We start from the raw sequence: 22,933 nt of genomic DNA, 5'->3' as shown, positions 1-22,933 counted from the left end.
CCATGAAACAGACAACCGTAGTCATGGCCGCGCTGCTAGGCGGTTCGCTGTACGCATTCCCTGGCCACGCACAGGGCGTCGCCCCATTTCGCCTGGGCGCAATCGTCGACATGACCGGCGTGTATTCGGCGCACGGCGGCCCCGGCATGGTCACCGCGGTCAAGATGGCGGCCGAGGACTTCGGCGGCAAGGTGCTGGACCGCCCCATCGAAGTCCTGTCCGCGGACTACCAGAACAAGGTTGACATCGCAGCCACGCGCGCGCGCCAGTGGTACGACCGCGACGGCGTCAGCGCCATCATCGAATCCACCGACTCCGCGTCGGCCCTGGCCCTGCAAACCCTGGGCAAGGAAAAGAAGCGCATCACGCTGTTCGCCGGCTCAGCCTCGTCCAACCTGACCAATGCGGCGTGCTCGCGCTATGGCGTGCACTATGTCTACGACACCTACGTCCTGGCCAACGGCACGGGCCGCGCCGTGACCCGCGCCGGCGGCGACAGCTGGTTCTTCATCACGGCGGACTATGCTTTCGGCCATTCGCTGGAACGCGACACCAGCAATGTCATCAAGGCGAACGGCGGCAAGATCCTGGGCAATGTGCGCGCGCCGCTGTCCAGCCCCGATTTCGCTTCCTATCTGCTGCAGGCCCAGGCCAGCAAGGCCAAGGTGATAGGCTTGGCCAACGCCGGCACGGACACCCAGAATGCCGTGCGCCAGGCCTCGGAGTTCGGCATCACGCAAGGCGGCCAGAAACTGGCCACCCTGCTGGTCTTCCTGCATGACATCAAGGGCCTGGGTCTGCAGGCCGCGCAGGGCTTACAGTTCACCACCGGCTTCTACTGGGACCGCAACGCGGAAACCCGCGCCTGGTCGCAGCGCTATTTCGAACGCCAGAAATCCATGCCCTCCATGGTGCAGGCCGGCGCCTACTCGGCCACCCTGCATTACCTGCAGGCCGTGCAGGCCGTCGGCACCGACGACGCCGATGCCGTGGCGGCCAAGATGAAGGAGATGCCGATCAATGATTTCTACGCCACGAACGGCCGCATCCGCGCCGATGGGCGGATGGTCTACGACATGTACCTGGCGCAGGTGAAGACCCCGGCGGAGTCCAAGGGCGAGTGGGACCTGCTGAAGATCCTGGACACCATTCCAGGAGACGAGGCGTACCGCCCCTTGTCGCAAAGCGAGTGCCCACTGGTCAAGCCAGCGGGCTGAACGGGCAGCGGGCGGCGGCCATCCGGCCATCCGGCCCGCTGCCCGCTGCCCGCCTGTTCAAGCCGCCACATACTTGAGCCAGCGGCCGCCATCCACCACCATGTTCTCGCCGGTGATGTAGGCGCCCAGGTCCGACGCCAGATAGACCGCGGCATTGGCGATATCGGACTTGTTGCCGAACCGGCCCAGGGCAGTCTTCTTGCGCTCCAGTTGTTCGCGGCCAGTCTCCTGATACAGGCGGCGCACCCCTTCTGTGTCGCCGATGGGTCCAGGCGAAATCGTATTGACGCGGATGTTGTCGCCGCCCCACTCCACCGCCAATGCGCGCGACAAGGAGATGATCCCGGCCTTGGCCGCGCCGGCGTGCGCGGCGCCCGGCCAGCCGCTCAGGCCGAGCATAGTGGCGATGCTGATGATGCAGCCGCCGTCACGGGCCGCCTTCAGATGCTTGTAGGCGGCGTGACAACCGTAGAACGTGCCGTTCAGATCGATGTCTATGACCGTCTTCCAGCCATTGGGCGAAAGCTCGGCGGTCGGGCAATGGAAGTTCCCGGCGGCGTTGTTCACCAGGATGTCCAGCGCGCCGTAGCGCTCGACCGCGGTTTCTATGGCGTCCCGGATCTGCTCGTAGACTCTGACGTCGGTTTGCACGGCCAGGATCTCCAGGCCCTGCGCCGCCAGCGACGCCACGGCGCCGTCCAGCCGTTCCTGGTTTCGGCTCGCCACCACCACCTTGGCGCCCAGGCGCGCATAGGCCGTGGCGATCTCCAGTCCTATGCCGCCCCCGCCTCCCGTTATCAACGCCACCTTTCCTTTCAGCACATCTGCAGCAAACATCGCTTTCTCCTATTTCGCTTGTGTTCCCGGCGCGAGCGGCCTAGTTGATCTTGATTCCCGATTCCTCGATGAGCTTCTTCCACTTGGGACGCTCCGACTCCATGAACGCGGCAAACTCTTCCGGAGTGGTGCTTTTCGGTATGCCGCTCATCCCCTCGACCCGCGCACGGAAGTCCGGCGACGCCACGACCCGGGCGATGGTCTGGCTCAGCTTGTTGATGATGGGCTTGGGCGTACCCGCAGGGACCACCACGCCGTACCAGGCAGTCAGGTCGTAGCCGGGCAAGCCGGATTCAGCCACCGTCGGCATCTCGGGCATGGACGGAACCCGGTCCAGGGACGTCACCGCCAATCCCCGAAGCATGCCGCCGTCGACGAAACGCTTGGTGGCGAAGATGCTGCCGAACACGATGGGCACCTGTCCGCCGACGACGTCCGGCATCGAAGCGCCATCCCCCTTGTAGGGAATATGCGTCATCTTCACGCCCGCCATGGACTTCATCAATTCGCCGGCAAAGTGGGTGCTGGTGCCGTCTCCGCCCGATGCGAAGCTGTACTTGTCGGGATTCGCCTTCAACAGCGCGATCAACTCCTTGATGGTCTTTGCCGGCACGCTGGGATGCACGGCGACCATATTGGGCAGATAGGCCACGAAGGAGACAGGATCCAGATCCTTCTTCGGATCGAAGCCCAGGTTCTTGAACATCATCTGATTGGCCACCAGCGGGCCGTTGGTGACCAGCAGCACTGCGTAGCCGTCGGGGGACATGCGCGCAAATTGGGCCGTGCCTACGTTCCCGCCCACTCCCGGCTTGTTTTCCACGATCACTTTTTGGCCCAGCTGTTCCGTCATCGCCTCGGCCAGGCTGCGCGCCAACGTGTCGGTCGGCCCGCCCGCGGCGAACGGCACGATCATCCTGATCGGCTTGCTCGGATATTCGGCGGCCAAAGCGCTGGTCGCGCTGAGCGCTGCCAGCGCTATCGCCGCCATTCGGGTGGCCATCTTATTGATTGCATGGTTCATGTCTGCTCCTGACTCCCTGGTTGAAAACCCACTCCTGCATTCGTTCTGGGAGAACGCAAACTCCATGCCAAGCTTGGCCTCGCTTCACGCCACACTTCCGTCCTGCGATGTAACCGCCAGCCCGTCGCCGGCTCCCTGCCTCCTGGGCGAACACAAATGCATACTATGAAGACACTCGTTACGCGGCAGGACAGACATCCGCAGCGCACGCAGCGGTGGTACGGGTTTTGCTTCATATCAGAACTCGTCCGGGAAAGTACGGACACGCCAGACTTGCTTAGGAGCCCCGAAATGCCCGCCTTGCCCGATCAACCGTACGCCGGATTGCGCGTCCTGGATCTCAGCCAGGGAGTCGCCGGACCCTACTGCGCCATGCTCCTGCTGGAACAAGGCGCCGAGGTCATCAAGGCGGAATCGCCAACCGGCGATTGGAGCCGCGCCATTGGCTATCAAACTGAAGGAATGAGCGCGCTTGCAATCGCCTACAACCTGGGTAAACGTTCGATCTGCGTCAATGGGCAGACTGAGGCCGGCAGAGACCTCCTACGCCAACTTGCGTTACGAGCCGACGTCGTCATAGAAAGCTTCCGCCCCGGCGTCATAGAGCGCCTGGGCCTGTCATACGCCGATCTTTCGAAAGCCCGGCCCGATCAGGTGTATGTCTCGGTGTCCGCCTTCGGTCCTGACGGCCCCTATGCCGAACGGCCAGGATCGGATTCGACGCTGCAGGCCATGAGTGGAATGATGGTGGTCAACCGGGACGCGCGGGGCACTCCCCGCAAGGTCGGCATCCTGCTGATCGACGTGGCGACGGGCATCTATGCGGCGCAGGCTACGGGCGCCGCGTTGTACCGCCGCGCCGTGCGGGGCCAGGGCTCGCGGGTGGAGGTCTCCCTGCTGGAAGCCGCGGCTGCGGTGCAAAGCGGCGCGATCATCGACGAGGCCCTCAATGCCGGACGCTCCGTGCAGGCTCTCAGCGTGCCGGCCGGCACCTTCGAAACCGAGGACGGGCACATCAACGTCACCTCGCTGCACGACCGGATGTTCGCGGGCCTGTGCCAGGCCATAGGACAGAACGACTGGCTCGCCGACCCGCGCCTGAGCACGGCGACCGGACGTTACGCCCACTGCGAGGAGATCAATTCAACGCTGATACGGATCTTCCGTGCCAAGCCGACGGCACATTGGGTCGAGCGCCTGAACCGGCATGGCGTGGTCTGCGGAAAAGTCTCCGACTACGCCAGCTTCCTGGCCGACGCGCAGGTCAAACAGCAACGGATTTTCGCGATGAGCGAGCAAGGCGGCCCATGCCGCGTGCCGATCGCCCGGCTGCCGGGCACGGCGGCGCCAGGTAGCCAGGAAAAGCGCTCGCCGCGGCGCGGCGAGCACACCCGGCAGATCCTGAGTGAACTCGGTTTGGATGCCGCCCGGCAGCAGGAGCTGTTCAACGCCGGGATTGTGCAGTCCTGACATCCCAGGGCCGGGACTCAGCTCTCCTTGCCGCCTTCCATCAGGCGCAGTTGCTTGTACAGATAGGAGCGGGAGATTCCCAGTTCCTCGGCGACCCGCTTCTTATTGCCGCCGGTGCGCTCCATGGCGTCCGCGATCAGCTCCATTTCGACGCGCTGCTTCGCTTCCCACATGTCGAAGCGGCCCGAGCCCGCGGTCGCCTGCAAGGGGCGGTACTCCTTCTCGGCCCCGATGCCTCCTGGATGCTCCAGACCGCCGAAGCTCTCCAGCGTCAGGCGGCCGCCGTCGCTGAAAATCGCCGCCCGTTCCACCGCGTGCTGCAGCTGGCGCACATTGCCCGGCCAACTCCGCGATTGCAGGTACTGGATGACATGGTCGTCGATGGACTTCTTGGCGACGCCCTGGCGCCTGGCGAAGGCGGCCAGGAAGGTATCGGCCAGCTCGGGGATATCCTCGGGCCTGTCCCGTAGCGAGGGCAGGTAGAGCGTCACGGCGCTGATGCGGTAGAACAGGTCCAGGCGGAACGTATTGTCCGCAACCATCTTCTGGAAATCCCGATGGCTGGCCGAGATCAGACGGAAATCCGAGTGCAGCAGGCGCTCGCCGCCGACGCGCTGGAACGTGCCGTCCTGCAATACGCGCAGCAATTTCACCTGCATTTCCATTGGCATGTCGCCGATCTCATCGAGGAACAGGCTGCTGGTATCGGAAAGTTCGAACTTACCCTTGCGGCCGCGCTTGTCGGCGCCCGTGAACGCGCCGCCTTCATAGCCGAACAACTCGCTTTCCACAAGGCTGATGGGCATCGCGGCCGCATTGATCAAGGTCAGCGGCTTGTCGCCACGCGGGCTGAGCATGTGCAGCGCGTGCGCCACCAGCTCCTTGCCTGTTCCGCTTTCCCCCACCAGCAACACCGGCACGTCCAGCGGCGCGACCCGCAGAATGTCTTCCTTGAGCTGGCGGATGGCCTTGCTGCTGCCCACGATCTGGTCCAATCCGTAGGAACGGTTGCGTATGCCAGAGAGTTCGCGTTTATAGAAGTCACGCTCCTGCCGCACGCGGGCGAGCTCGTTGGAAATGTCTTGGATCGCTTGCGGAATCGACTGCGGGCCCTTGAACATGACCTGGCCGATTGCCGCCACCAGCTTCTTATCGCGGTCGAAGATCGGGATTCGTGAAACGATGCGGGTGACGCCCATTGCCTCATAGGCCTCGCCGATCTGCGGCTTGCCTGTAACGACCACTTCCTGCAAGCGGGTGTTCTCGATCACATCGCTGACCGGCCGGCCGATGGCGTCGCCGCGCTTCAAGCCAATCGACCGTTCGTGGATCGGACTCATGTAAAGCAGATTGCCCGCCGCGTCGACGACGTTCATGGCCTCATAAGGATTGGTGATGAAGTACCGGAAGATGTCCGCGGCGCAATCGACGGTAGAGATAAATTCCGTCAGTTCATCCCCACCTGTGGAGAAGATAAGGAAACACACGCCCTGGTCGCAAACCAGCGCAGCGACACTGTGAGCGGGCTCGATGCCGGGCAAGGCGAACAGGCGTTTGACCGGAGTGCTGGAGCGATCGGCCCACAGGCCGGAGAGCATCCGCGCAATCACTTCCTCCGTGCCCAAACCCGAAGAAAATTTAATCTCGCCGCTCTCGTTCAGGACAAGTATCCCTTCGGTGTCTCTTACCATATCCTCTCGCTCTGCATCTGCCTTCCGTGTCTTTCGTGGCGGCATGTTGGTGGCGAAGAGTGTACTCCACGGCTGCAGCGCTGCAGGCAGCGCCGGCACTACATCTTGCGGCCGATTCCCCGTACGCTAGGCGCTCCGCCGCCCCTTCGGTGCCGTGGTCCGCAATGGCATGGAAATTGCTTAAAAGAAATTTATCAGAAATGCATTTGATGCCCTGCAGCAAACCCTGTCCCTCGATCGGGGCCACGGACGCCGAGGCCGATTTCTGTGTAACAAAAAAACCAACGAACCATCAAGAAGCGTAGAGGAGTGTCATGGCTGGTCCTTTGTCTGAAATCAAAATCGTCGACCTGACGTCCGTAGTAATGGGCCCTTATGCCACCCAGATCTTCGGCGATATGGGTGCAGACGTCATCAAGGTGGAAAGTCCCGATGGCGACATCATGCGCCACATGGGAGTCGGCCGCAGCCGCGCCATGGGGCCGATACATCTCTCCGTCAATCGCAACAAAAGAAGCCTGATGCTGGACCTGCGCAAACCCGAGGCGCGTGCAGCGCTGCTGCGCGTAGTGGCGACGGCCGATGTGTTTGTCCACGCGATGCGCCCGGCCGCCATTGAACGGCTCGGCCTGGGCTACGCACAGATCAAGGAAATCAATCCAGGCATCGTCTACTGCGGCGCCTATGGCTTTGGCGAAGGCGGCCCCTATGCCGATGATCCAGCCTACGACGATATGATCCAGGGTGTTTCCGGCCTGTGCTCGATCAATGCTCATCTGGCGGGCGAACCCCGTTTCACGCCTACCATCATCGGTGACAAAGTTGCGGGCCTGACCATCGCCTACAGCATCCTGGCCGCGCTGTTCCACAAGCTGCGCACCGGTGAAGGGCAGAGCATCGAAGTGCCGATGTTCGAATCCCTGGCCTCGTTCATGCTGATAGAACATCAGTGGGAACGGGCTTTCGACCCGCAGAACGGCAAGGCAGGCTATCCGCGGGTGCTCAGCCAGTTGCGCAAGCCGCATCGGACCAAGGACGGCTATCTCTGCGTGCTGCCCTACACTGACAAGAACTGGAAGGACTTCTTTCAACTGGTCGGCCGCGATGATCTGGCGAAGGATCCGCGCTACGACACGCCGAACCAACGCAGCCAGAACTACGAAACCCTGTACAAGACACTCGGGGACATCATGACCGAGCGGACCTCCGCTCAATGGCTGAGCCAACTCCGAACGCTGAGCATACCCGTCGCGCCGGTCAACAGCCTGGAGGACTTGTTCACGGACCCCCATCTGGCGGCGGTAGGCATGTTTGTACAACAGGAGCATCCCAGCGAGGGCGTGTTGACTCACGTCAGGCCGCCCGTCAAGTTCGGCAAGACCCCAAGCCAGGTCAAGTGCCTTGCGCCGCGGCTGGGCGAGCACAACCGCGAGGTTCTTGCCGCGGCCGGACTATCCGATAACGAAATCAGCGCACTGGCCGAAAGCGGCGCAACCCGCTAAGCAGCTCTGCCCCCCTTTGGCGGGACCGGGAGCCAGTTTCCCGGTTCCTCGAACCAGACACGGAGACCACCACATGGTGTCGCCTTCGCATTTTCTTCCCGCCCCTGCTAGCGCCCGCAAATCCTCCCACTCGCGCACCATCCAGTTGCAGGCCTACGAGCGCGAGGATGGCCTGTGGGACCTGGAGGCGCTGATCGAGGACGTCAAGCCCCAAGCCTTCACCACACAGATGCGGCATTTCGACTGCGGCGTGCCCATACATTTGATGGCGATCCGCGTGACCATCAACGAAGCCCTGGACGTGTTGGACGCCGAGGCCGGCATGCATCGCATGCCGTTTCCCTCCGTCTGTCCCGAAGCCCAGGTGCGGCTGGAGCGGCTGGTCGGCGCGAACCTGCTCACGGGCTTCCGCCAGGAAATCGCCAAGCGGATCCCGACCCATGAGCGCTGCACGCACTTGTCCGAGCTCGCGACGCTGCTGCCGACCCTGGCCGTGCAGACGATCCTGCAGGGCAAGATCTCCCACCAGGACGAGGACGATCCCGCGAAACGCCCCTTGAAGATCGGCGCATGCCACGCGTTGAGAGAGGACGGCCCGCTGGTCAAGGAGCATTACCCGCAGTGGTACACCCCACCAACCGAGGCCTGAGCGCGGCCGAGATCCCGGCGCACAGCTCCTGTCTTCTGGCTGTGCGAACTGCATGCGCCGCGGACACGGTCCGCGGTTTCGCCGCCTCCGGTCGCTGTGGCTGAACGCTGGCATTCATTTTGCTTGAAGGTTCAACCCCTCTTCAAGGAGAAGCATGATGCCCACGCATCACCAGGAAAACATCAGCGCCCAATCCACGGTCCTGCTGGAAAAGGCAGGCGGCCTGGCGGTCTTGACGTTAAACCGCCCCGAAAAGCTCAATGCCCTGTCGACGACAATGCGCGCCGAGTTCGGCGCCCACTTGCAGGACATCGCCGCCGCCCCCGACATCCATGTGGTGTTGCTGCAGGGACTGGGCCGCGCCTTCTGCGTCGGAGCCGATACCGGCGATCTGCCAACGACCCCGCTGGCCTGGCGCGACCGCATTCTGACCGCGCAGCAACACCACATGGCACTAATCAGGATGAACAAGATCGTCATCGCTTCGGTCCAGGGCGCGGCGGCCGGCGGCGGCGCTGCGCTGGCGCTTGCCGCCGACCTGCTGGTCATGGCGGATGACGCAACCCTGCGGTTCCCCTTCGTGCGCCTGGGCCTGATCCCGGACGGCGGCTGCTCCTATCTGCTGCAGTCAAAACTGGGCGTCCCCGCCGCCCTGGACCTGATGCTCACGGGCGGCGCCATGGATGCCGAGGAGGCTCGCCTGCGCGGCCTGACCCGCCGCGTGGTGCCGCGGGAAAACCTGGCCGAGGCCAGCCGCACCTTGGCGGCCGAACTGCTGGCGCTGCCCCATGGAGCGCTGATGCTGACCAAGTCAGTCAGCCGCCAGAGCTGGAGCCAGCCCATGGACAGCGCCATGGCCCATGAGGCCGATGCGTTCGCGCTGGCCACGGCCATGCCTGGACATCAACGCGCGCTGGCGGCGGCGCAGGCGCGCAAATAGCCAGGCCGGCGGGCCCTTGCGGTTCCGCCGCCGCGAACACACAAACACAGTCCCGCATCCGCGTGTATGCCGCGAGTACACCCCGGCACGCGATCCGGACGGCCGTGTGCCTGCCGCTCAGCTCCGGCTCGCGGACGGCAGCGCGTCGCGTGCATCTGGCACGAACTTTGCTTTTGAGCAAACACCCCTTTACCCATTGGAGCGTCCTACATGGCAGCACAGGAGCTGGTAGCAACACAAAGAGACGGAGACGTACTCATAATCCGCCTGGCGAACCCCGAAAGCCGGAACTCGATGACCATGGACATGCGCGAACAGCTCGGCGCGGCGATCGCACTGGCCGAGCGCGAGCCCGGCATCCGCGCGGTCTTCCTGACGGGCGACGGCCCCACCTTCTGCTCCGGCGGCGACCTGAACCATCTGCGCACGGCCTGCGATCCGTGGACGGTGCATCGGCGTTTCCGCAATCTGAGCCGTTGGCTTACGCCGCTGATCACGCTGGACAAGCCAGTCGTCGTCGGCGTGAACGGCCATGCGGTGGGCGGCGGCATGGGCCTCGCGCTGACCGGCGACGTGGTCATCGCCGGCGAAAGCGCGAAGTTCATGTCCGGATTCTTCAGGCTGGGTGTCGTGCCCGACATCGCGGTCATGTACCACTTGCCGCGCCTGATCGGCATGGCGCGCGCCAAGAACTTCCTGTTCAGCGGCGGCACGTACTCCGCGCAAGAAGCCGCCGAACTGGGCCTGGTGTCCAAGGTCGTCGCCGATGCCGACCTGTATGACGCCGGCCTCACGGAGGCCAGGCGGCTGGCCGAGGGGCCCGCCGAGGTCATGGGGCTGGCCAAAGCAGTCATGGCGCGCAGCTTCGAGACTTCGTTGCACGACATGCTGGCATTCGAGGGATTCGGTCAGGTTCTGGCCATGTCCAACCCCGAATTCCGCGAAGGCTTGAATGCCGCCCTGGAACGCCGTCGCCCCGATTTTTCCGGCGCCGCCGCGGTCGCGAACAAGGGAGAAGAAACATGAGCCAGGATCTGCCGCAACCCATCGCCAATGCAGACTCCCAGCCCTACTGGGACGGGGCCCGCGAACGCAAACTGCTGATCCGAAAATGCAAGGCATGCGCAGCGCTGCATTTCATGCCGCGCCATCTCTGCCCTGAATGCTGGTCGGATCAGCTCGAATGGATCCAAAGCAAGGGAACGGGCAGCGTCTACAGCTTTTCCATCATCCGCCGCGCGCCGCTGCCCGCGTTCGCGTCCAGGACTCCCTATGTCACGGCGCTGATCGAACTCGACGAAGGCCCCCGCATGGTCGCCAACATCGTGGGCGACGACGCCCTCTCGGTACGGATAGGGGACAAGGTCGGCGTGGTTTTCGAAGACCGCGGCGATGGCGCCCTGATTCCCCAATTCAAAAGAACCGAGGCCTGACTGGGATTGTTATGAAAGAACGCGCATCGCTAAAGAACAGAATCGCCATCGTCGGCGTAGGCGAATCGGACATCGGCAAGGTTCCCCACATGACGGGCTTGGGCCTCAACGCCCAGGCCGCCAAGCGCGCGCTGGACGACGCCGGATTGCAGGTGTCCGACATCGACGGCGTGCTGACGGCCTACTCCTTCACTGAACCGTACTTCATGTTGGGATCGGTCATCTGCGAGTACCTCGGTATTAAGCCCAGGCTCAACGCATCAATGATCGTGGGTGGCGCCAGCCCGGTCGTCATGCTCAAGCATGCGGCGCAGGCCATCGTCAGCGGCCAGGCTGAGACCATCCTGGTCTGCGCGGGCGAGAACCGGGCCACGGGCCAAAGCCGGGACGCGGCCGTGGCGGCGCTGACGGCGGTGGGCCACCCCTATTTCGAACAGCCCTACGGCACTTCCATACCCGGTTTCTACGCCATGATCGCGTTGCGCCACATGCACAAGTACGGCACCACGCGGGAGCAGCTCGCGCACGTCGCCGTGAACACGCGCACGCACGCCTTGCTGCACCCCAATGCGCACATGAAATCACCCTTGACGCTGGACCAGGTGATCTCCGCCAAACCCATCGCCGATCCGCTGGGCATGCTGGATTGCTGCCTGATCTCGGATGCCGGCGGCGCTTTCATCGTGACGTCCGCCGAGCGCGCGCGCGACCTGAAATGCAAGCCCGCCTACCTGCAAGGCATAGGCGAATACCACACGCATGAGCATCTGATGTGCGCCCCCAGCCTGACCGAGTTCGGCGCAGCCGAATCCGGGCGCATCGCCTACGAGATGGCAGGACTCGCGCCCGGCGATATCGACGTGGCCGAACTCTACGACTGCTTCTCCATCGTCCCCATCCTAGAGGCCGAGGAACTCGGCTTCTGCCAGCCCGGAGAAGGCGGCGCCTTCTTCGAGCAGGGACACGCTCGCATCGGCGGCAGGCTGCCCATCAATACCCACGGTGGGATGCTCTCGCATGCGCACGCCGGCGCCGCGGGCGGCCTGTTCGGCATCGTGGAAGCGGTGCGCCAATTGCGCGGAGGCCTGGGAGAACGCCAGGTCGAAGGCGCGGAGGTGGCGCTCGTGCACAACGAAGGCGGCATCCTGTCCTCGCACGGCACCGCCATCCTGGCCAACGAGAAAGGCTGAATTCAACGCGGCTGGTCCGCATCCGGAAACCACTACAAGGATAACGCAATCATGACCACGACTCCCTCCGCGCGCGGCCGGTACTTCGATGACTTCGAGGTTGGCCAGGAATTCGTGAGCCCGGCCCGCACCATCACGCAGACGGACATCGTCAATTTCGCCTGCTTGTCGGGCGACTTCAATGAGGTCCACACCAATTTCGAATACTGCAAGACCACGCCATTCGGCGAACCCATCGCGCACGGACCGCTGGTGTACGCCATCATGGGCGGCCTACAGTACGCCAGCGGTCTGAACGACGGCACCTTGCTGGCCCTGCTGCAGATCGACGGGTGGAAACTGCTAGACCCCGTCAAGCATGGCGACACCATCAGACTGCATTCGCGGGTCGTCGACAAGAAGGCCAGCAGCAAGCCGGATCGCGGCGTCGTCACCTTCCAACGGCAGTGCGTCAAGCACGACGGCACGATAGCCCAGGAGATGACGGCCACGCTGCTGTACCGCCGGAGAACATCGTGAACGCTCGCAGAAGATACCTTCTGGGCGCCATGCTGGCCGCGCCCCTCCTGGCCGGGCGCACCCTGGCGGCCGACAGGCCCCTGAGAATCGTGGTCCCTTTCCAGTCGGGTTCGGCCACCGACACCGCGGCACGCATCATCGGAGAAAACCTGAGCCGGTCCCTGTCCCGCGCGGTGGTCATAGACAACAAGCCCGGCGCCGAAGGATACATCGCGGTCAAGGAGGTCATGAAGGCGGAACCCTCGGGCGACGTGCTGCTGTTCTCGACCAACACCGCCATCACCGGCATAAATTCTTTCAATGCCAAACCGATCTACGACCCGCTGACCGAGCTGTCTCCCATCAGCCGGGCCGGCGAGTTCCCCTTCCTACTGGTCGTGAACACCGGCCTGCCATTTACGACCGCCCGCGGGTTCGTGGAATACGCCCGGGCCAACCCCAAGAAGCTGACCTATGCGTCTGGCAGTTCGTCCTCCATCGTGGCGATGGCGCAGCTGATGGGCATGGCCGGCCTGGAGCTGCATCACATCCCTTACAACAGCGAACCGCCTGCCGTGGTGGATCTGGTGGGGGGCAGGATCGACGTCATGTTCGCCACGCCCACCACGACCATGGGCTTCATCAAGGAAGAGAAGGTGCGCCCGCTCATGACCACCACCCGGACACGCCTGGAGCAGTTTCCCGAAGTGCCCACGATGACCGATGCCGGCTACTCCAACATGCCGTTGGTGCCGTGGGGCGGGTTCTTCGGTCCTTCCGGAATGCAGCCGGAACTGCGCAGGAAGCTGAGCGCGGAGATCAATGGGGTTCTCGCCCAACCGGACGTGGCGCGCGCGCTTGCCGTTCACCACATTTCGATCTCGACGTCTGGCCCCGACGAATTCTCCGCCTATGTGAAGGAGCAGCTTGCGCTGTCGCTGCAAGTCGTCAAAAAACACGGGCTCGGCAGGAAGTAGACGGAGCAACTGCTGTGCGCCGCCCATACACTGCTGATCGGACCATGAACACCAACGCGCATGCGGACAGTCTCCAGGCGGGCAGGCAGGCGGCGCCAGCCCCTGGCACGGATGTTGCGTGGTTACCCCCGACGCGCCCTGCGTTCATGTTGCCGGCCCGCCCGCAGAGGCAGGCTGAACAATAACTACATATGTATTCTCCGCTGGCGAAAAGCGGAATTGGAGATAAGAATGACCGTTTTCAGAAAACCGCTACTGGCTGCGGCGGCCCTGCTGGCCAGCGTGGCGCTGCAAGGGCAAGCGGCGGCCGGCAGCTATCCGGACAAGCCCATACGCCTGATCACCCCCTACGCCGCCGGCGGTCTTTCCGACATCCTGGCCCGCACGTTGGCCCAGGATCTGTCGGAACGTCTGGGCCAATCCGTCATCGTCGAAAACCGCACCGGCGCGGGCGGCATCATAGGCACGGACTTCGTCGCCAAGTCGCGCCCCGACGGCTACACCCTGGCGCTGGCCAGCCAAGGCCTGGCCAGCGTCAACACCACTCTGTACCCGAACCTGCCCTATAACACGCTCAAGGACTTCACGCCGATCTCCCTAATCGCAAAGTTCTCGCTGGTGCTGGTGACGAACCCCGATCAGCCGATCAACACCGTCGCAGACCTCGTCGACCGGGCGAAGAAGAATCCCAGCGCGCTCAACTATGGATCCGCGGGGAATGCCTCGACCGCGCATTTGACGATGGAAATGCTGAAGGACCGCACCGGCATGCCCATCATGCACATCCCGTACAAGGGCGAGTCCCTGGCGTTTACCGAACTGCTGGGCGGCCGCATAGACGCGACATTCGCGACGGTGGGCGGCGCGCTGCCGCTTATCCAGTCGGGCAAGGTCCGCCCCATCGCTGTGGCCGACAACGCGCGCAGCGCCTTGATGCCCGACGTGCCCACGGTCGAGGAATCGGGCGTGAAGGACTTCAACGTGTTCGGCTGGTACGCCATCCTCGCCCCGGCCAATGTGCCGGCGGAGGTGACGGACCGCCTGAGCAAGGCGCTGATGGATATAGGCAGGAGCGAGAAGTTCCGCGAAGCCATGCGCGTGCGCGGCATGGAGGCCGTGGGCAGCTCGCCGGAAGAAACGACCCGGGTGATCCGCGATGAAACGCAACGTTGGGGCGCCATCATCAAGAAGGTAGGCATCACCGCCGACTAGGCGGCTGCGGCATCGTCCCACTGGGCGGCCCGCTACCGGGCCGCCCTGCCGTCAAGCGCTTACAGTCCCAATTCCCGCGCGATCAATTCGCGCTGAATCTGCGAGGTGCCGCCTCCGACGGTCGCGTTGCGGGCATCGCGCCAATGCCGTTGCATCGCGTGATCCGTGGTGTAGGCGTGTCCGCCCAGGATCTGCATCCCCGAGGCGGTGACCCGCTGAAGCATCTCTGAAACGTAGAGCTTGGCCATGCTGGCTTCCTTGCGGCACGACAAGCCATTGTCATAGCGCCAGGCGGCCATCGCGGTCAGCCAGCGGCCGCATTCCACCTCGGTCGCCATGTCGGCCAGCATGTGCGCGATGGCCTGGAACTGGCCGATGGGGCGCCCGAACTGCTTTCTTTCCTGGGCGTAGATCGTGGCGTCGTTCAAGGCGCTGCTGGCGCAGCCCAGATAGTTCGCCGCGAGCGTGATGCGCTCGCGTTCCAGATGGCGTCCGATATATCCCCAGCCTTTGCCTTCCTCTCCCAGCAGATAGCGCGAGGGCACGCGCACGTCGTCGAAGTAGATTTCCGACAGGCCCAACACGCGGCGGCCGATGACGTCCAGACGCCGGATGGTGATGCCCTTGAGATCATTGGGCACCAGGAACAGGGAAATGCCATCGTGCCGCTTGTCGCTCTTCGCGGTCCTGACGGCCAGCACGATGTGGTTGTCGGGCGCATCCGCGCCGCTGGAGAACACCTTCTGGCCGTTGATCAGCCAATCATCGCCGTCGCGCCGCGCGCTCGTGGTCAGCGACGCCGCATCCGACCCGGAACTGGGCTCAGTGAGGCTGAACGATAGCTTGGCCTCGCCTTGCGCCACGCGCGGCAGGAATTCGCGCTTCAACTCCTCTGGCGCCACATCCGCCAGAATCGAGCAGCCCCAGGCCTGTAGCGCAATGCGCGTCGCGAAGTCCACGCTGGGCTTGGCGACCTCTTCGTAGAGGATGATGCAATCAGACATCGGACTGCCCATCCCGCCGTACTCGGCCGGGACTACCATGGAGACAAAACCGGCGTCGACCATAGCCGCATAGACTTCCTCCGGATACGAACCGTCGCGGTCCCACTGCCTAACTTTTTCGGGCGTGCACATTGAATGCACAAGCCGTTCGATCGCCGAACGCAACATGATCTGTTCTTCAGTTTGATTAAAGTCCATCTGCTTGCCTCCGAGATATTCAATTGCACCTCTGACAGTCGAGTGCCTCATGCGCGAGGAGTCTGTACAGGTGTGAAGATAGGAATTGACCAAGTTGCCTTGTATCAGTTTCTTCTGGGGTCTCTGGCGTTACTCAATCTACCGGCTCGTCCGACGCTGACGCGGGAGTATTACAGCAATCAATGGATGCAAAATTCGGGCCAGCGTCCCCGACCGCAACTCTTGCTCATTTGAGCTCATGGCACTGTCCGTGCGATGAGCACAAATGAGTGGCCCGAGTACACATTTTTGTGTCTCTAGATTCCTGTTCGCGCCTCTCACTTCAATCCTTATATGAGCGCTTCCGTCCGCCTGATCTCCTGAAGTGACTATTATTGATGGAGGCAATTGGCTGTGTAGACGAGCCCCTCCGGCGCTCTCCTGCGGCAAATGAAAAGTTTCGTCTCCTAAAAATTTCGCCTGGCGACTTCTTCAATCCGTCAGAGGGGTGGGATGACGCCGACAAGCCTTCCCCCGTTGAGCGGTGATCCCGGCCGTCCGTCGGCACCTGCTCAATGAGGTCAGGCTGGATCAGGAATACCCTCATGTCCAAGGCGGTGTCGATTAATTACCCCTCTAGAAACGCGATGCAGGCAGAAGTAGAATTTTTTCGATTGGCGCCGGTGCTTTGCGCTGGCGTCAATGGCGCCCCCCGTCCGGCAGTCGGATTGTCATCTCCTGCATCGGCGGAGTCGACTGGATGGCTGTGCAGTACGCCAAGGCGATAAGCCTGAGCGTTGTAGCCGTGGATGCGGACGACGCCAAGCTCGACTTGGGCCGCGCGAGGGCGCCAAGGCCACCATCAACTCCCTGACCACCGATCCGGTCTCCGCGGTGTCGCCGAGACGTTCGAACGAGCGCTGGGCATGGTGCGGCGCACCGACGTGGCGCTCCCCCCCACGGAGCGACGCTATTCGAGGCGTTCAAGGCCGCGGGCCTGAACCAAAACCGCCAGCGCAGTGCCTGAACGCGGCCCGTCAAGACGATTTCGAAGTTTGCGGGGTACGCTAGCCGCGAGCATCAGTCGCGTTTGGGGTCGAATAATGCGGCCTTGCTGGCCGGCAAGAACCCGGCTGACCAGGCGTATCCCGCCTACTGGGCGAAGCGTCCTTCGGCATCCTGCGGATCGGAGGGCACGACAACCACAGTTCGTTCGGACTACGGCGCTGGCGCTGATTGGAGCGACCTGACGATTCCCCCCGATAGGCACAGAGTCCCTACGAACCTGCCCATCCCCCGGCGGCGCGTCACCGAACGTCCGGCCCGAAAGATATGCGTGAGCTCGCGCAACTGGATCGAATGCAGGAATCCCCGAGAGAGATTCGATGACCCGCCCCGACAAGTCAATGTCCTCCGCACGAGAGGCAAGCAGGGTCAACGCCGTGAATAATAGCGCCAGGTGGGACGGCAACACGCTGGTCTCCGACAGCGTGTCTCTGAATTTCCACCTTCAACGCCCACAGCGAGACAGCCCCGAAGTCGTTCACCTTGGGTAATGCCTGGAGAAGCGCGCAACACTGCATCATTCCGGCCGATGCCATCTTCGAGCCTGACTGGCGCTTAGGCACGGCCGCCGCGACCCGCTTCACCCGGACGGCACACCCATCGGCATTGCACGTTTGTCGCACCGGTACCGCGATCCCGCCGGGCAATGACAGGAAAGCTACACCAAGCTGACCATCAAAGCGGGCAAGGACCCGCTTTTCCGTGAATACCACCAGCCCGGCAAAGAAAAGCGCATGGTTGTCATCCTGCCTGAGGGCGCTTACCGCGATTGGTTTACCGCGCCTGTCGACGAATGCGGGGATTTCCTGGTGCCCATTCCAAGCGACAAGCTGGTGGCCACACCCGTGCCCTAAGTCGGCCGCATCGTATCAATAGCAGCAGCCACCGGCTGCATGCGAGGCTGAGCGGCGCGTCATCCAGAACTTGACACTCGAAATCGGTCTTCCGGACGTCATATCCGGCTGTAAGCCAAGGTCGGAAGCCGCCGACGATGGGGTCCGTTTTCGGCCATAAGCTGAAATCCAGCCGAGGGACGTCCGAGGTTAAACCGGGTGCACTTTAGAAGAGGAACTACCGGAAGCGCTCTCCGAGCGCGAATTCAACTGCCGCGTCGACATGGATCGAAACCGAATCGAAACCCGGCAATGCGTTGAAATGCTTGCTCCGCACGCGCAGATCGTTTGCCTCGCCGACCTCGAAGAACAAACCTTCGATTATGCGGAGCAGCCACACGTTCGAAACCTGGTTCAACCAGGAATTCAAACCCCAGTCGTAGATAAGAATGTAATTTATCCCTTGCGCCGCGCTGTTAGGTAGCAGTGAGGTGCTCGTAGAGAATCGTGGCGCCTACCATGATCAGCACGAGCCCCCCCACCAGCTCGGCGCGTTTACCTATGAGCGAGCCTAGCGCCCGGCCAGCCATGACACCGACGGTGACCATGACAAACGTACAGAAGCCGATGACGAGCGAAACCGCGATAATGTTGACGTCAATGAACGCAAGTCCTACACCCACCGCCATGGCATCGATGCTTGTGGCCAGACCCGTAAGCGCAATCGCGGCGATTTTCTTCTCTTTGCTTGATACCGGCGCCGCCTCTTCCCCCTCATCCGGCTGACTCGCTTTGTAGATCATATGCGCGCCTAATCCAATCAGGAGCACGAAAGCCAACCAGTGATCGTAGGCTTCAATAAGATTTGACGCCACAGAGCCAAGCAACCACCCAACGGCAGGGGTGATAGCTTCCACCACGCCGAAAATAAGGCCGATCTTAAGCGCCTCGAAGAGGCGGGGTTTGTACATGGCGGCGCCGCGCGCGAGGGCGGCGGCAAATGCGTCGGTGGACATGGCCAAGCCGAGCATGAAGACAGAGATGGGATTCATGGTAAGAAGTCGGCCGGGCATTGTGGGACACGACGAACATCGTCCGCGCCCGGCCTGGGCTGTCGGAAGATGCTCGTTGGTCTCGCCTACGCTGGGTTGCCTTCGCCACGGCCGTGGGGGCCGAGCTTGTTGACGAAAGCTTCTTCCAGGCAATCTGGAAGCCGGCTACTCCCCAAAGAGGATCGCTATTGTAGCGGCGCCGCCCACGATTGCCAAATTGGCGGCCGCCACTACGACAGCAATCCAAGCACAACAGTCGTTGGTTAGAGCACATCCGAACTTCCGCTTTGGGTCGGTCGGAAGCCGCCGTTCGGCGACGGCCGGGCCTATCCGTGATTTTGTGTGCGGGGCATATCATGAGGACTAAAGATCATGGATATGCCGATGAAGAAGAAACGCACGGCAGCCGCTCAGGCAGCGGCCCGTGGGCGGCTGCCTGAAGTGCCGGCCGAGTTGCTGGACCATCTGGTCAAGGGACCGATGACGCCCAGCGAGGTTCAAGACCTGTTCCCGCGCACGACGGTGCAGACCTGCATTGTGCATCTGATCCGCAACAGCCTGGATTACGCGTGTTGGAAGGATCGCAAGGCCGTGGCGGCCGAGCAGGGGCTGCAAACATTCGCCGATGGGCCCTGGGGGATCAAGTACCCAACGATCGTCGCGGCCTGGCAGCGGGCCTGGGAGAACGTCACGCCGTTCGTCGTCTTCCCGCCGGACATCAGGCGCGTGATCTATACGACGGATGAAAACGACAAGCCCCAACGCGATTTTTTTATGAAATCCGTGTCCCCGGCCATAACAGTGGGGCGTCGCGCCCCTTGGGGCGCGCCTCCTTCCATCTTGAGAACAGCCGTTGATAGGTACGTTCAGCCTGCGCAGCGACGGCCCGTTCTTCAGGCCGATTGCCACCGTGGTGTTTACGCCGGTGATGGTCAGCAGACTGCGCAGTCGTTCGTCACTGATACTGACCTGCGCCAAGGCCCGGTCCACCTCTCGCAGATCTTCACCAAGGCGGTCCAGTTCCCGCAGGCGTTGCTCGACGCCCAAGCGCTCATCCATTGGCAGAGGCTGCGCGCCGAGCCACACCCGTCCCTTCTCGCCAAACAGGTGCGTAGCAGAACACCGCGCGATCAGATGCACAGCCAGCACCGCATGGACTCCGTTCTTGAGCCTCGTGCGTTGCCGAACGAGTTGTGCCCGGCGCGAGACCTGTCGGCGTAGAGCCAGCGTGTTCTCGTCGGGCATCCAGACTTCGGGCAGGAAATGGCTCGCGTACAGTTGTGCGAGCACCGCCGCGTCAATCTTGTCTGTCTTGACGCGAGCCTCGGCGATGAGCCGTACCTGTAGCGGGTTCGCAATCGCCACGCGCGCCACATGCGGGCGAAGCACATTGACGATGGCAGCGATGTTGCCCGTCGCCTCGAGCACCACATGATCGCTCTTGTGCAACTTCGCGGCAAAGCGTTCTAGTTCATCTCGTCTCAGCCCGGCACGGCCACCTGCACGCAGTACGCCGTCCTCCAGGTACGCAATCTCAGCGACGGAGCGAGAAACATCTAACCCTACGATTCGCATAACCGTTCTCCCATTCGAATGAATGTAGGGAGCCGGTGGGACAGCACGACAACTACGGATTCGCGCTCGCAGCGCAACTGGGCGGGTCGCAGGGGCGGCCAACTACTAACACGAGCTCGCGGCTCATCGTATAAGAACGGCCTGACCACCCGAAGTGCTCCCCAGTGCCCCGTGTCCCGAATGGTCACATCCATACGCCGGAACTGCGCGGCGCGGAACGGTGGGGCGCTGGCTATATCATGCCGGTTACCAACGCCATCGAGAGCTTGAACATGCAATTGCGAAAGATCATCAAAGACGCGCGGTCACTTCCCCACCGACGAGGCCGCCATCAAGCTCCTATGGTTGGCGCTACGCAACGTGCTGGCCAAGTCCGTGAGGGCGACCTTCGACTGGAAAGCCGCCATGAACCGGTTTGCTATCCTGTTCGGCGAACGGTTTGCTGCGGCGCGGGGATAACAACTTTTAAAACGCCTCGCCCACAGAAATACGGACAGGCTCCCAACCGCGCCCCTACAACTTTCACCCAATGCTGAGCCCCCGTCCGCGCCCAAGGGCCGCGTCCCCCAGTCACCGCCTCCTTCTTCGATTGAACGGCGGATTGGTGGCGACTGCCTTCACCACCGCCCCTCCCGCCAATCACAGGTGAGATTGCTCCCCTGCCGACGCAGGCCCGCCACAGCGGTCAAACGGTAGACACTCGGCAAACACCACGGCCACGACTCCAACCGGAGTCGTGCTGGCCGGAACGGTGACGCAGCCGCAAGTCAAATGTCCACGCTATGTACGTCAAGGCCGTAGGGCATCTACCAGTATCCTTTTCATTAGCGATCTAAGTATTCTGATTGAAGCCCGCAAAGACGGGCCGCCCTTTCCGTGGCTCACGATCAGGAGACATCCCCATGTGCCCGCCCAGCGCCCGGCCTCCCTAGCTTCTGTCCATCTTCAAGATCCGTCGCCTCGGATCGACCATCGTGAGCCCTCAGCGCTCCAGGAGCACAAGTATCCCGACCTGCCCCGAAAAGGAATGGCAAGGGACGAGCTCGTCTTTCAAAGAGGAAGCTTGATGAACTCTGATTTACCCAATGCTGCGCATGAAGTACCAGGCCTGAACGCATCGATGCCTTCAAATCTCGATCTCTATTACGGGGGATCGTGGCATCGCCCAGCGCACGCGCGCTACTCCGTTATCCGTAATCCCGCCACAGGGGGGAAGATCTGTGACGTCGCGCAAGGGTCGACCGCGGATGTAGAGAGCGCCATTACCGCAGCGCAAGCCGGTTTCCTGGCGTGGAAGGCCATCCGCCCCCTGGAACGCGCCAAGTCGATTCGCGCCTTTGCCCAACGTCTTCGAGAGAACGCCAAGGAACTCGCGCTGATAGACGCGGCGACCGGGGGAAATCCGTGGCGCGACCTGGTCATGGACGTGGAAATTGCCGCATCGCAACTTGACTTCTTTGCAGGGCTGGTAACGGAGATGAAGGGGCATTCCGTGCCCATGGGGCCAGGCGATTTTTCGTTCTCGGTGCGCGAGCCCTTGGGCATCGTTGCCCGCATCATTCCCTTCAATCACCCCCTCATGTTCTCCGCCGGCAAGGCAGCCGCCCCGCTCGCTGCCGGCAATTCGCTGATCATCAAGCCGCCGGAGCAGGCGCCCGTTTCTGCGCTGCGACTCGCGGAGCTGTCCGAGGGCCTGTTTCCCGCCGGCGTATTCAATGTGATACCTGGCGGAAAGGAAGTGGGTGCGGAATTGGCGTCGGATCCGCGCGTTTCCGCTGTTGCGGTCATAGGGAGCGTTGCAACGGGAATCGCCGTCGGTCGAGCCGCCGCCGAGACCGTCAAGCCCGTACTGCTGGAGCTCGGGGGAAAGAATGCGTTGATCGCATATCCCGACGTCGACCCTGCCACGGTCGCAGCCGCGGTCGTCGCAGGGATGAATTTTTCCTGGTGCGGGCAATCCTGCGGCTCGACGAGCCGAGCGTTCATTCACGCCGACATCTACGACGAAGTAAACCGGCTACTCATCGACCACTGCCAGGCGCTTGTCCCCGGCATCCCGACGGATCCTGCCACCACCATGGGCTGCATCATCAGCCGCGCGCAGTACGACAGCATTCGCCAGTACATCGAGCTTGGGAAACAGGAAGGAGCGCGTCTGCTGTGTGGCGGCAAGCCGCCCACGGACCCGCGGCTCCAAGGCGGCTTCTTCCTGGAGCCCACCGTGTTCGTGGACGTCAAGCAGCACATGCGCATCGCGTCCGAAGAAATCTTCGGCCCGGTTCTTTCGGTGCTCAAGTGGGAAGACGAGGGCGCAATGCTGCAAGACGTGAACGCCCTGCCCGTTGGCCTCACCTGCTCAATCTGGACCCATGACCTGCGGCACGCCCAGCACTGCATCGCCAATGTCGAGGCTGGCTACGTGTGGGTGAACGAAACGTCGAAGCACTTCCTTGGCACCCCGTTTGGCGGTCACAAGCAGTCCGGCCTGGGACGCGAGGAATGCCTTGAAGAACTTCTGAGCTTCTCCAAGGAGAAGAACGTCTACCTGAAGGCGGTGCCCAGCCATCGCACCGCGTAACCCCTGGAG

18 protein-coding genes, 3 pseudogenes and 1 riboswitch are annotated in these 22,933 nt (G+C 62.7%); of the genes and pseudogenes, 14 read left to right on the top strand and 7 right to left on the bottom strand.

Features of this window, described 5'->3' with window-relative positions:
• Nucleotides 1-2 precede the first annotated feature (2 nt).
• Nucleotides 3-1,217, top strand: coding sequence for an ABC transporter substrate-binding protein (locus tag H0523_RS03495; protein ID WP_054428377.1), 1,215 nt, complete (start codon nt 3-5; stop codon nt 1,215-1,217).
• Between the two features lie 57 nt (nt 1,218-1,274).
• On the opposite strand, the gene H0523_RS03490 is transcribed toward H0523_RS03495, so the two are convergent.
• Both H0523_RS03490 and H0523_RS03485 read right to left on the bottom strand, forming a co-directional pair.
• Complete coding sequence (locus H0523_RS03490) at nt 1,275-2,054, bottom strand: glucose 1-dehydrogenase (RefSeq protein ID WP_054428378.1); 780 nt, start codon at nt 2,052-2,054, stop codon at nt 1,275-1,277.
• Nucleotides 2,055-2,094: 40 nt separating this feature from the next.
• Nucleotides 2,095-3,078 carry a Bug family tripartite tricarboxylate transporter substrate binding protein gene (locus H0523_RS03485; protein ID WP_054428379.1) on the bottom strand — a complete coding sequence of 328 codons (984 nt, stop codon included), beginning with the start codon at nt 3,076-3,078 and terminating at the stop codon, nt 2,095-2,097.
• 291 nt (nt 3,079-3,369) lie between these two features.
• Here H0523_RS03485 and H0523_RS03480 point away from each other — a divergent pair, with 291 nt between their 5' ends.
• A complete protein-coding gene (locus H0523_RS03480) occupies nt 3,370-4,548 on the top strand; it encodes a CaiB/BaiF CoA transferase family protein (protein WP_054428380.1) in 1,179 nt (392 codons plus the stop codon).
• A gap of 17 nt (nt 4,549-4,565) precedes the next feature.
• Here the strand turns inward: H0523_RS03480 and H0523_RS03475 are convergent, their stop codons facing one another.
• Nucleotides 4,566-6,239 carry a sigma-54 interaction domain-containing protein gene (locus H0523_RS03475; RefSeq protein ID WP_054428381.1) on the bottom strand — a complete coding sequence of 558 codons (1,674 nt, stop codon included), beginning with the start codon at nt 6,237-6,239 and terminating at the stop codon, nt 4,566-4,568.
• A 314-nt stretch (nt 6,240-6,553) separates the two neighbouring features.
• On the opposite strand from H0523_RS03475, the gene H0523_RS03470 reads away from it, so the two are divergent.
• The 9 genes from H0523_RS03470 to H0523_RS03430 all read left to right on the top strand — a co-directional run bounded on the left by H0523_RS03470 (nt 6,554) and on the right by H0523_RS03430 (nt 14,640).
• Nucleotides 6,554-7,741 (top strand): CaiB/BaiF CoA transferase family protein, encoded by a 1,188-nt coding sequence (locus H0523_RS03470; RefSeq protein WP_054428382.1) that lies wholly within the window; start codon nt 6,554-6,556, stop codon nt 7,739-7,741.
• 73 nt (nt 7,742-7,814) lie between these two features.
• A complete protein-coding gene (locus tag H0523_RS03465; protein ID WP_054428383.1) occupies nt 7,815-8,390 on the top strand; it encodes a DUF2889 domain-containing protein in 576 nt (191 codons plus the stop codon).
• Nucleotides 8,391-8,547: 157 nt separating this feature from the next.
• The gene (locus H0523_RS03460; RefSeq protein ID WP_231689862.1) at nt 8,548-9,330 is read left to right on the top strand and encodes an enoyl-CoA hydratase/isomerase family protein; all 783 of its coding nucleotides are present in this window, start codon (nt 8,548-8,550) and stop codon (nt 9,328-9,330) included.
• 210 nt (nt 9,331-9,540) lie between these two features.
• Nucleotides 9,541-10,356, top strand: coding sequence for an enoyl-CoA hydratase/isomerase family protein (locus H0523_RS03455; RefSeq protein ID WP_054428384.1), 816 nt, complete (start codon nt 9,541-9,543; stop codon nt 10,354-10,356).
• On the top strand, nt 10,353-10,763 hold the full coding sequence (locus tag H0523_RS03450) for a Zn-ribbon domain-containing OB-fold protein (RefSeq protein WP_054428385.1): 411 nt from the start codon (nt 10,353-10,355) through the stop codon (nt 10,761-10,763). Before H0523_RS03455 ends, H0523_RS03450 begins: the two co-directional genes overlap by 4 nt.
• A gap of 11 nt (nt 10,764-10,774) precedes the next feature.
• Entirely contained in the window at nt 10,775-11,953 is a 1,179-nt protein-coding gene (locus H0523_RS03445) for a thiolase C-terminal domain-containing protein (RefSeq protein ID WP_054428386.1), read from the top strand.
• Between the two features lie 51 nt (nt 11,954-12,004).
• Nucleotides 12,005-12,472 (top strand): MaoC/PaaZ C-terminal domain-containing protein, encoded by a 468-nt coding sequence (locus tag H0523_RS03440; protein ID WP_054428387.1) that lies wholly within the window; start codon nt 12,005-12,007, stop codon nt 12,470-12,472.
• On the top strand, nt 12,469-13,428 hold the full coding sequence (locus tag H0523_RS03435) for a Bug family tripartite tricarboxylate transporter substrate binding protein (protein WP_127185446.1): 960 nt from the start codon (nt 12,469-12,471) through the stop codon (nt 13,426-13,428). The genes H0523_RS03440 and H0523_RS03435 overlap by 4 nt, the downstream gene beginning before the upstream one ends.
• A 231-nt stretch (nt 13,429-13,659) precedes the next feature.
• Nucleotides 13,660-14,640, top strand: a complete 981-nt coding sequence (locus H0523_RS03430) for a Bug family tripartite tricarboxylate transporter substrate binding protein (protein ID WP_054428389.1) — start codon at nt 13,660-13,662, stop codon at nt 14,638-14,640.
• A gap of 59 nt (nt 14,641-14,699) precedes the next feature.
• On the opposite strand, the gene H0523_RS03425 is transcribed toward H0523_RS03430, so the two are convergent.
• The 3 genes from H0523_RS03425 to H0523_RS03410 all read right to left on the bottom strand — a co-directional run bounded on the left by H0523_RS03425 (nt 14,700) and on the right by H0523_RS03410 (nt 18,771).
• Complete coding sequence (locus tag H0523_RS03425) at nt 14,700-15,842, bottom strand: acyl-CoA dehydrogenase family protein (protein WP_054428390.1); 1,143 nt, start codon at nt 15,840-15,842, stop codon at nt 14,700-14,702.
• A 2,115-nt stretch (nt 15,843-17,957) separates the two neighbouring features.
• Entirely contained in the window at nt 17,958-18,149 is a 192-nt protein-coding gene (locus tag H0523_RS03415) for a hypothetical protein (RefSeq protein ID WP_131728821.1), read from the bottom strand.
• Between the two features lie 46 nt (nt 18,150-18,195).
• Complete coding sequence (locus H0523_RS03410) at nt 18,196-18,771, bottom strand: manganese efflux pump MntP (RefSeq protein ID WP_054435593.1); 576 nt, start codon at nt 18,769-18,771, stop codon at nt 18,196-18,198.
• A gap of 15 nt (nt 18,772-18,786) precedes the next feature.
• Nucleotides 18,787-18,957: riboswitch (yybP-ykoY riboswitch) on the bottom strand.
• A gap of 300 nt (nt 18,958-19,257) precedes the next feature.
• On the opposite strand from H0523_RS03410, the pseudogene H0523_RS03405 reads away from it, so the two are divergent.
• Nucleotides 19,258-19,515 (top strand): annotated as a pseudogene (locus tag H0523_RS03405) (transposase); the annotation flags it as partial.
• Nucleotides 19,516-19,665: 150 nt separating this feature from the next.
• Here the strand turns inward: H0523_RS03405 and H0523_RS32475 are convergent.
• Nucleotides 19,666-20,346 (bottom strand): annotated as a pseudogene (locus tag H0523_RS32475) (IS110 family transposase); the annotation flags it as partial.
• 236 nt (nt 20,347-20,582) lie between these two features.
• On the opposite strand from H0523_RS32475, the pseudogene H0523_RS03395 reads away from it, so the two are divergent.
• Together H0523_RS03395 and H0523_RS03390 are read left to right on the top strand one after the other, a co-directional pair.
• Nucleotides 20,583-20,805: pseudogene (locus H0523_RS03395) on the top strand (transposase); the annotation flags it as partial.
• Between the two features lie 607 nt (nt 20,806-21,412).
• On the top strand, nt 21,413-22,924 hold the full coding sequence (locus H0523_RS03390) for an aldehyde dehydrogenase family protein (protein ID WP_054435600.1): 1,512 nt from the start codon (nt 21,413-21,415) through the stop codon (nt 22,922-22,924).
• The last annotated feature ends 9 nt before the right edge of the window (nt 22,925-22,933 follow it).

Origin of the sequence: Achromobacter insuavis (assembly GCF_902859645.1) — a bacterium.
Classification (GTDB): Bacteria; Pseudomonadota; Gammaproteobacteria; order Burkholderiales; family Burkholderiaceae_B; genus Achromobacter; species Achromobacter insuavis.
The sequence above is the reverse complement of the archived record's forward strand: the minus strand, read 5'-3'. Positions and strand labels throughout refer to the sequence as shown.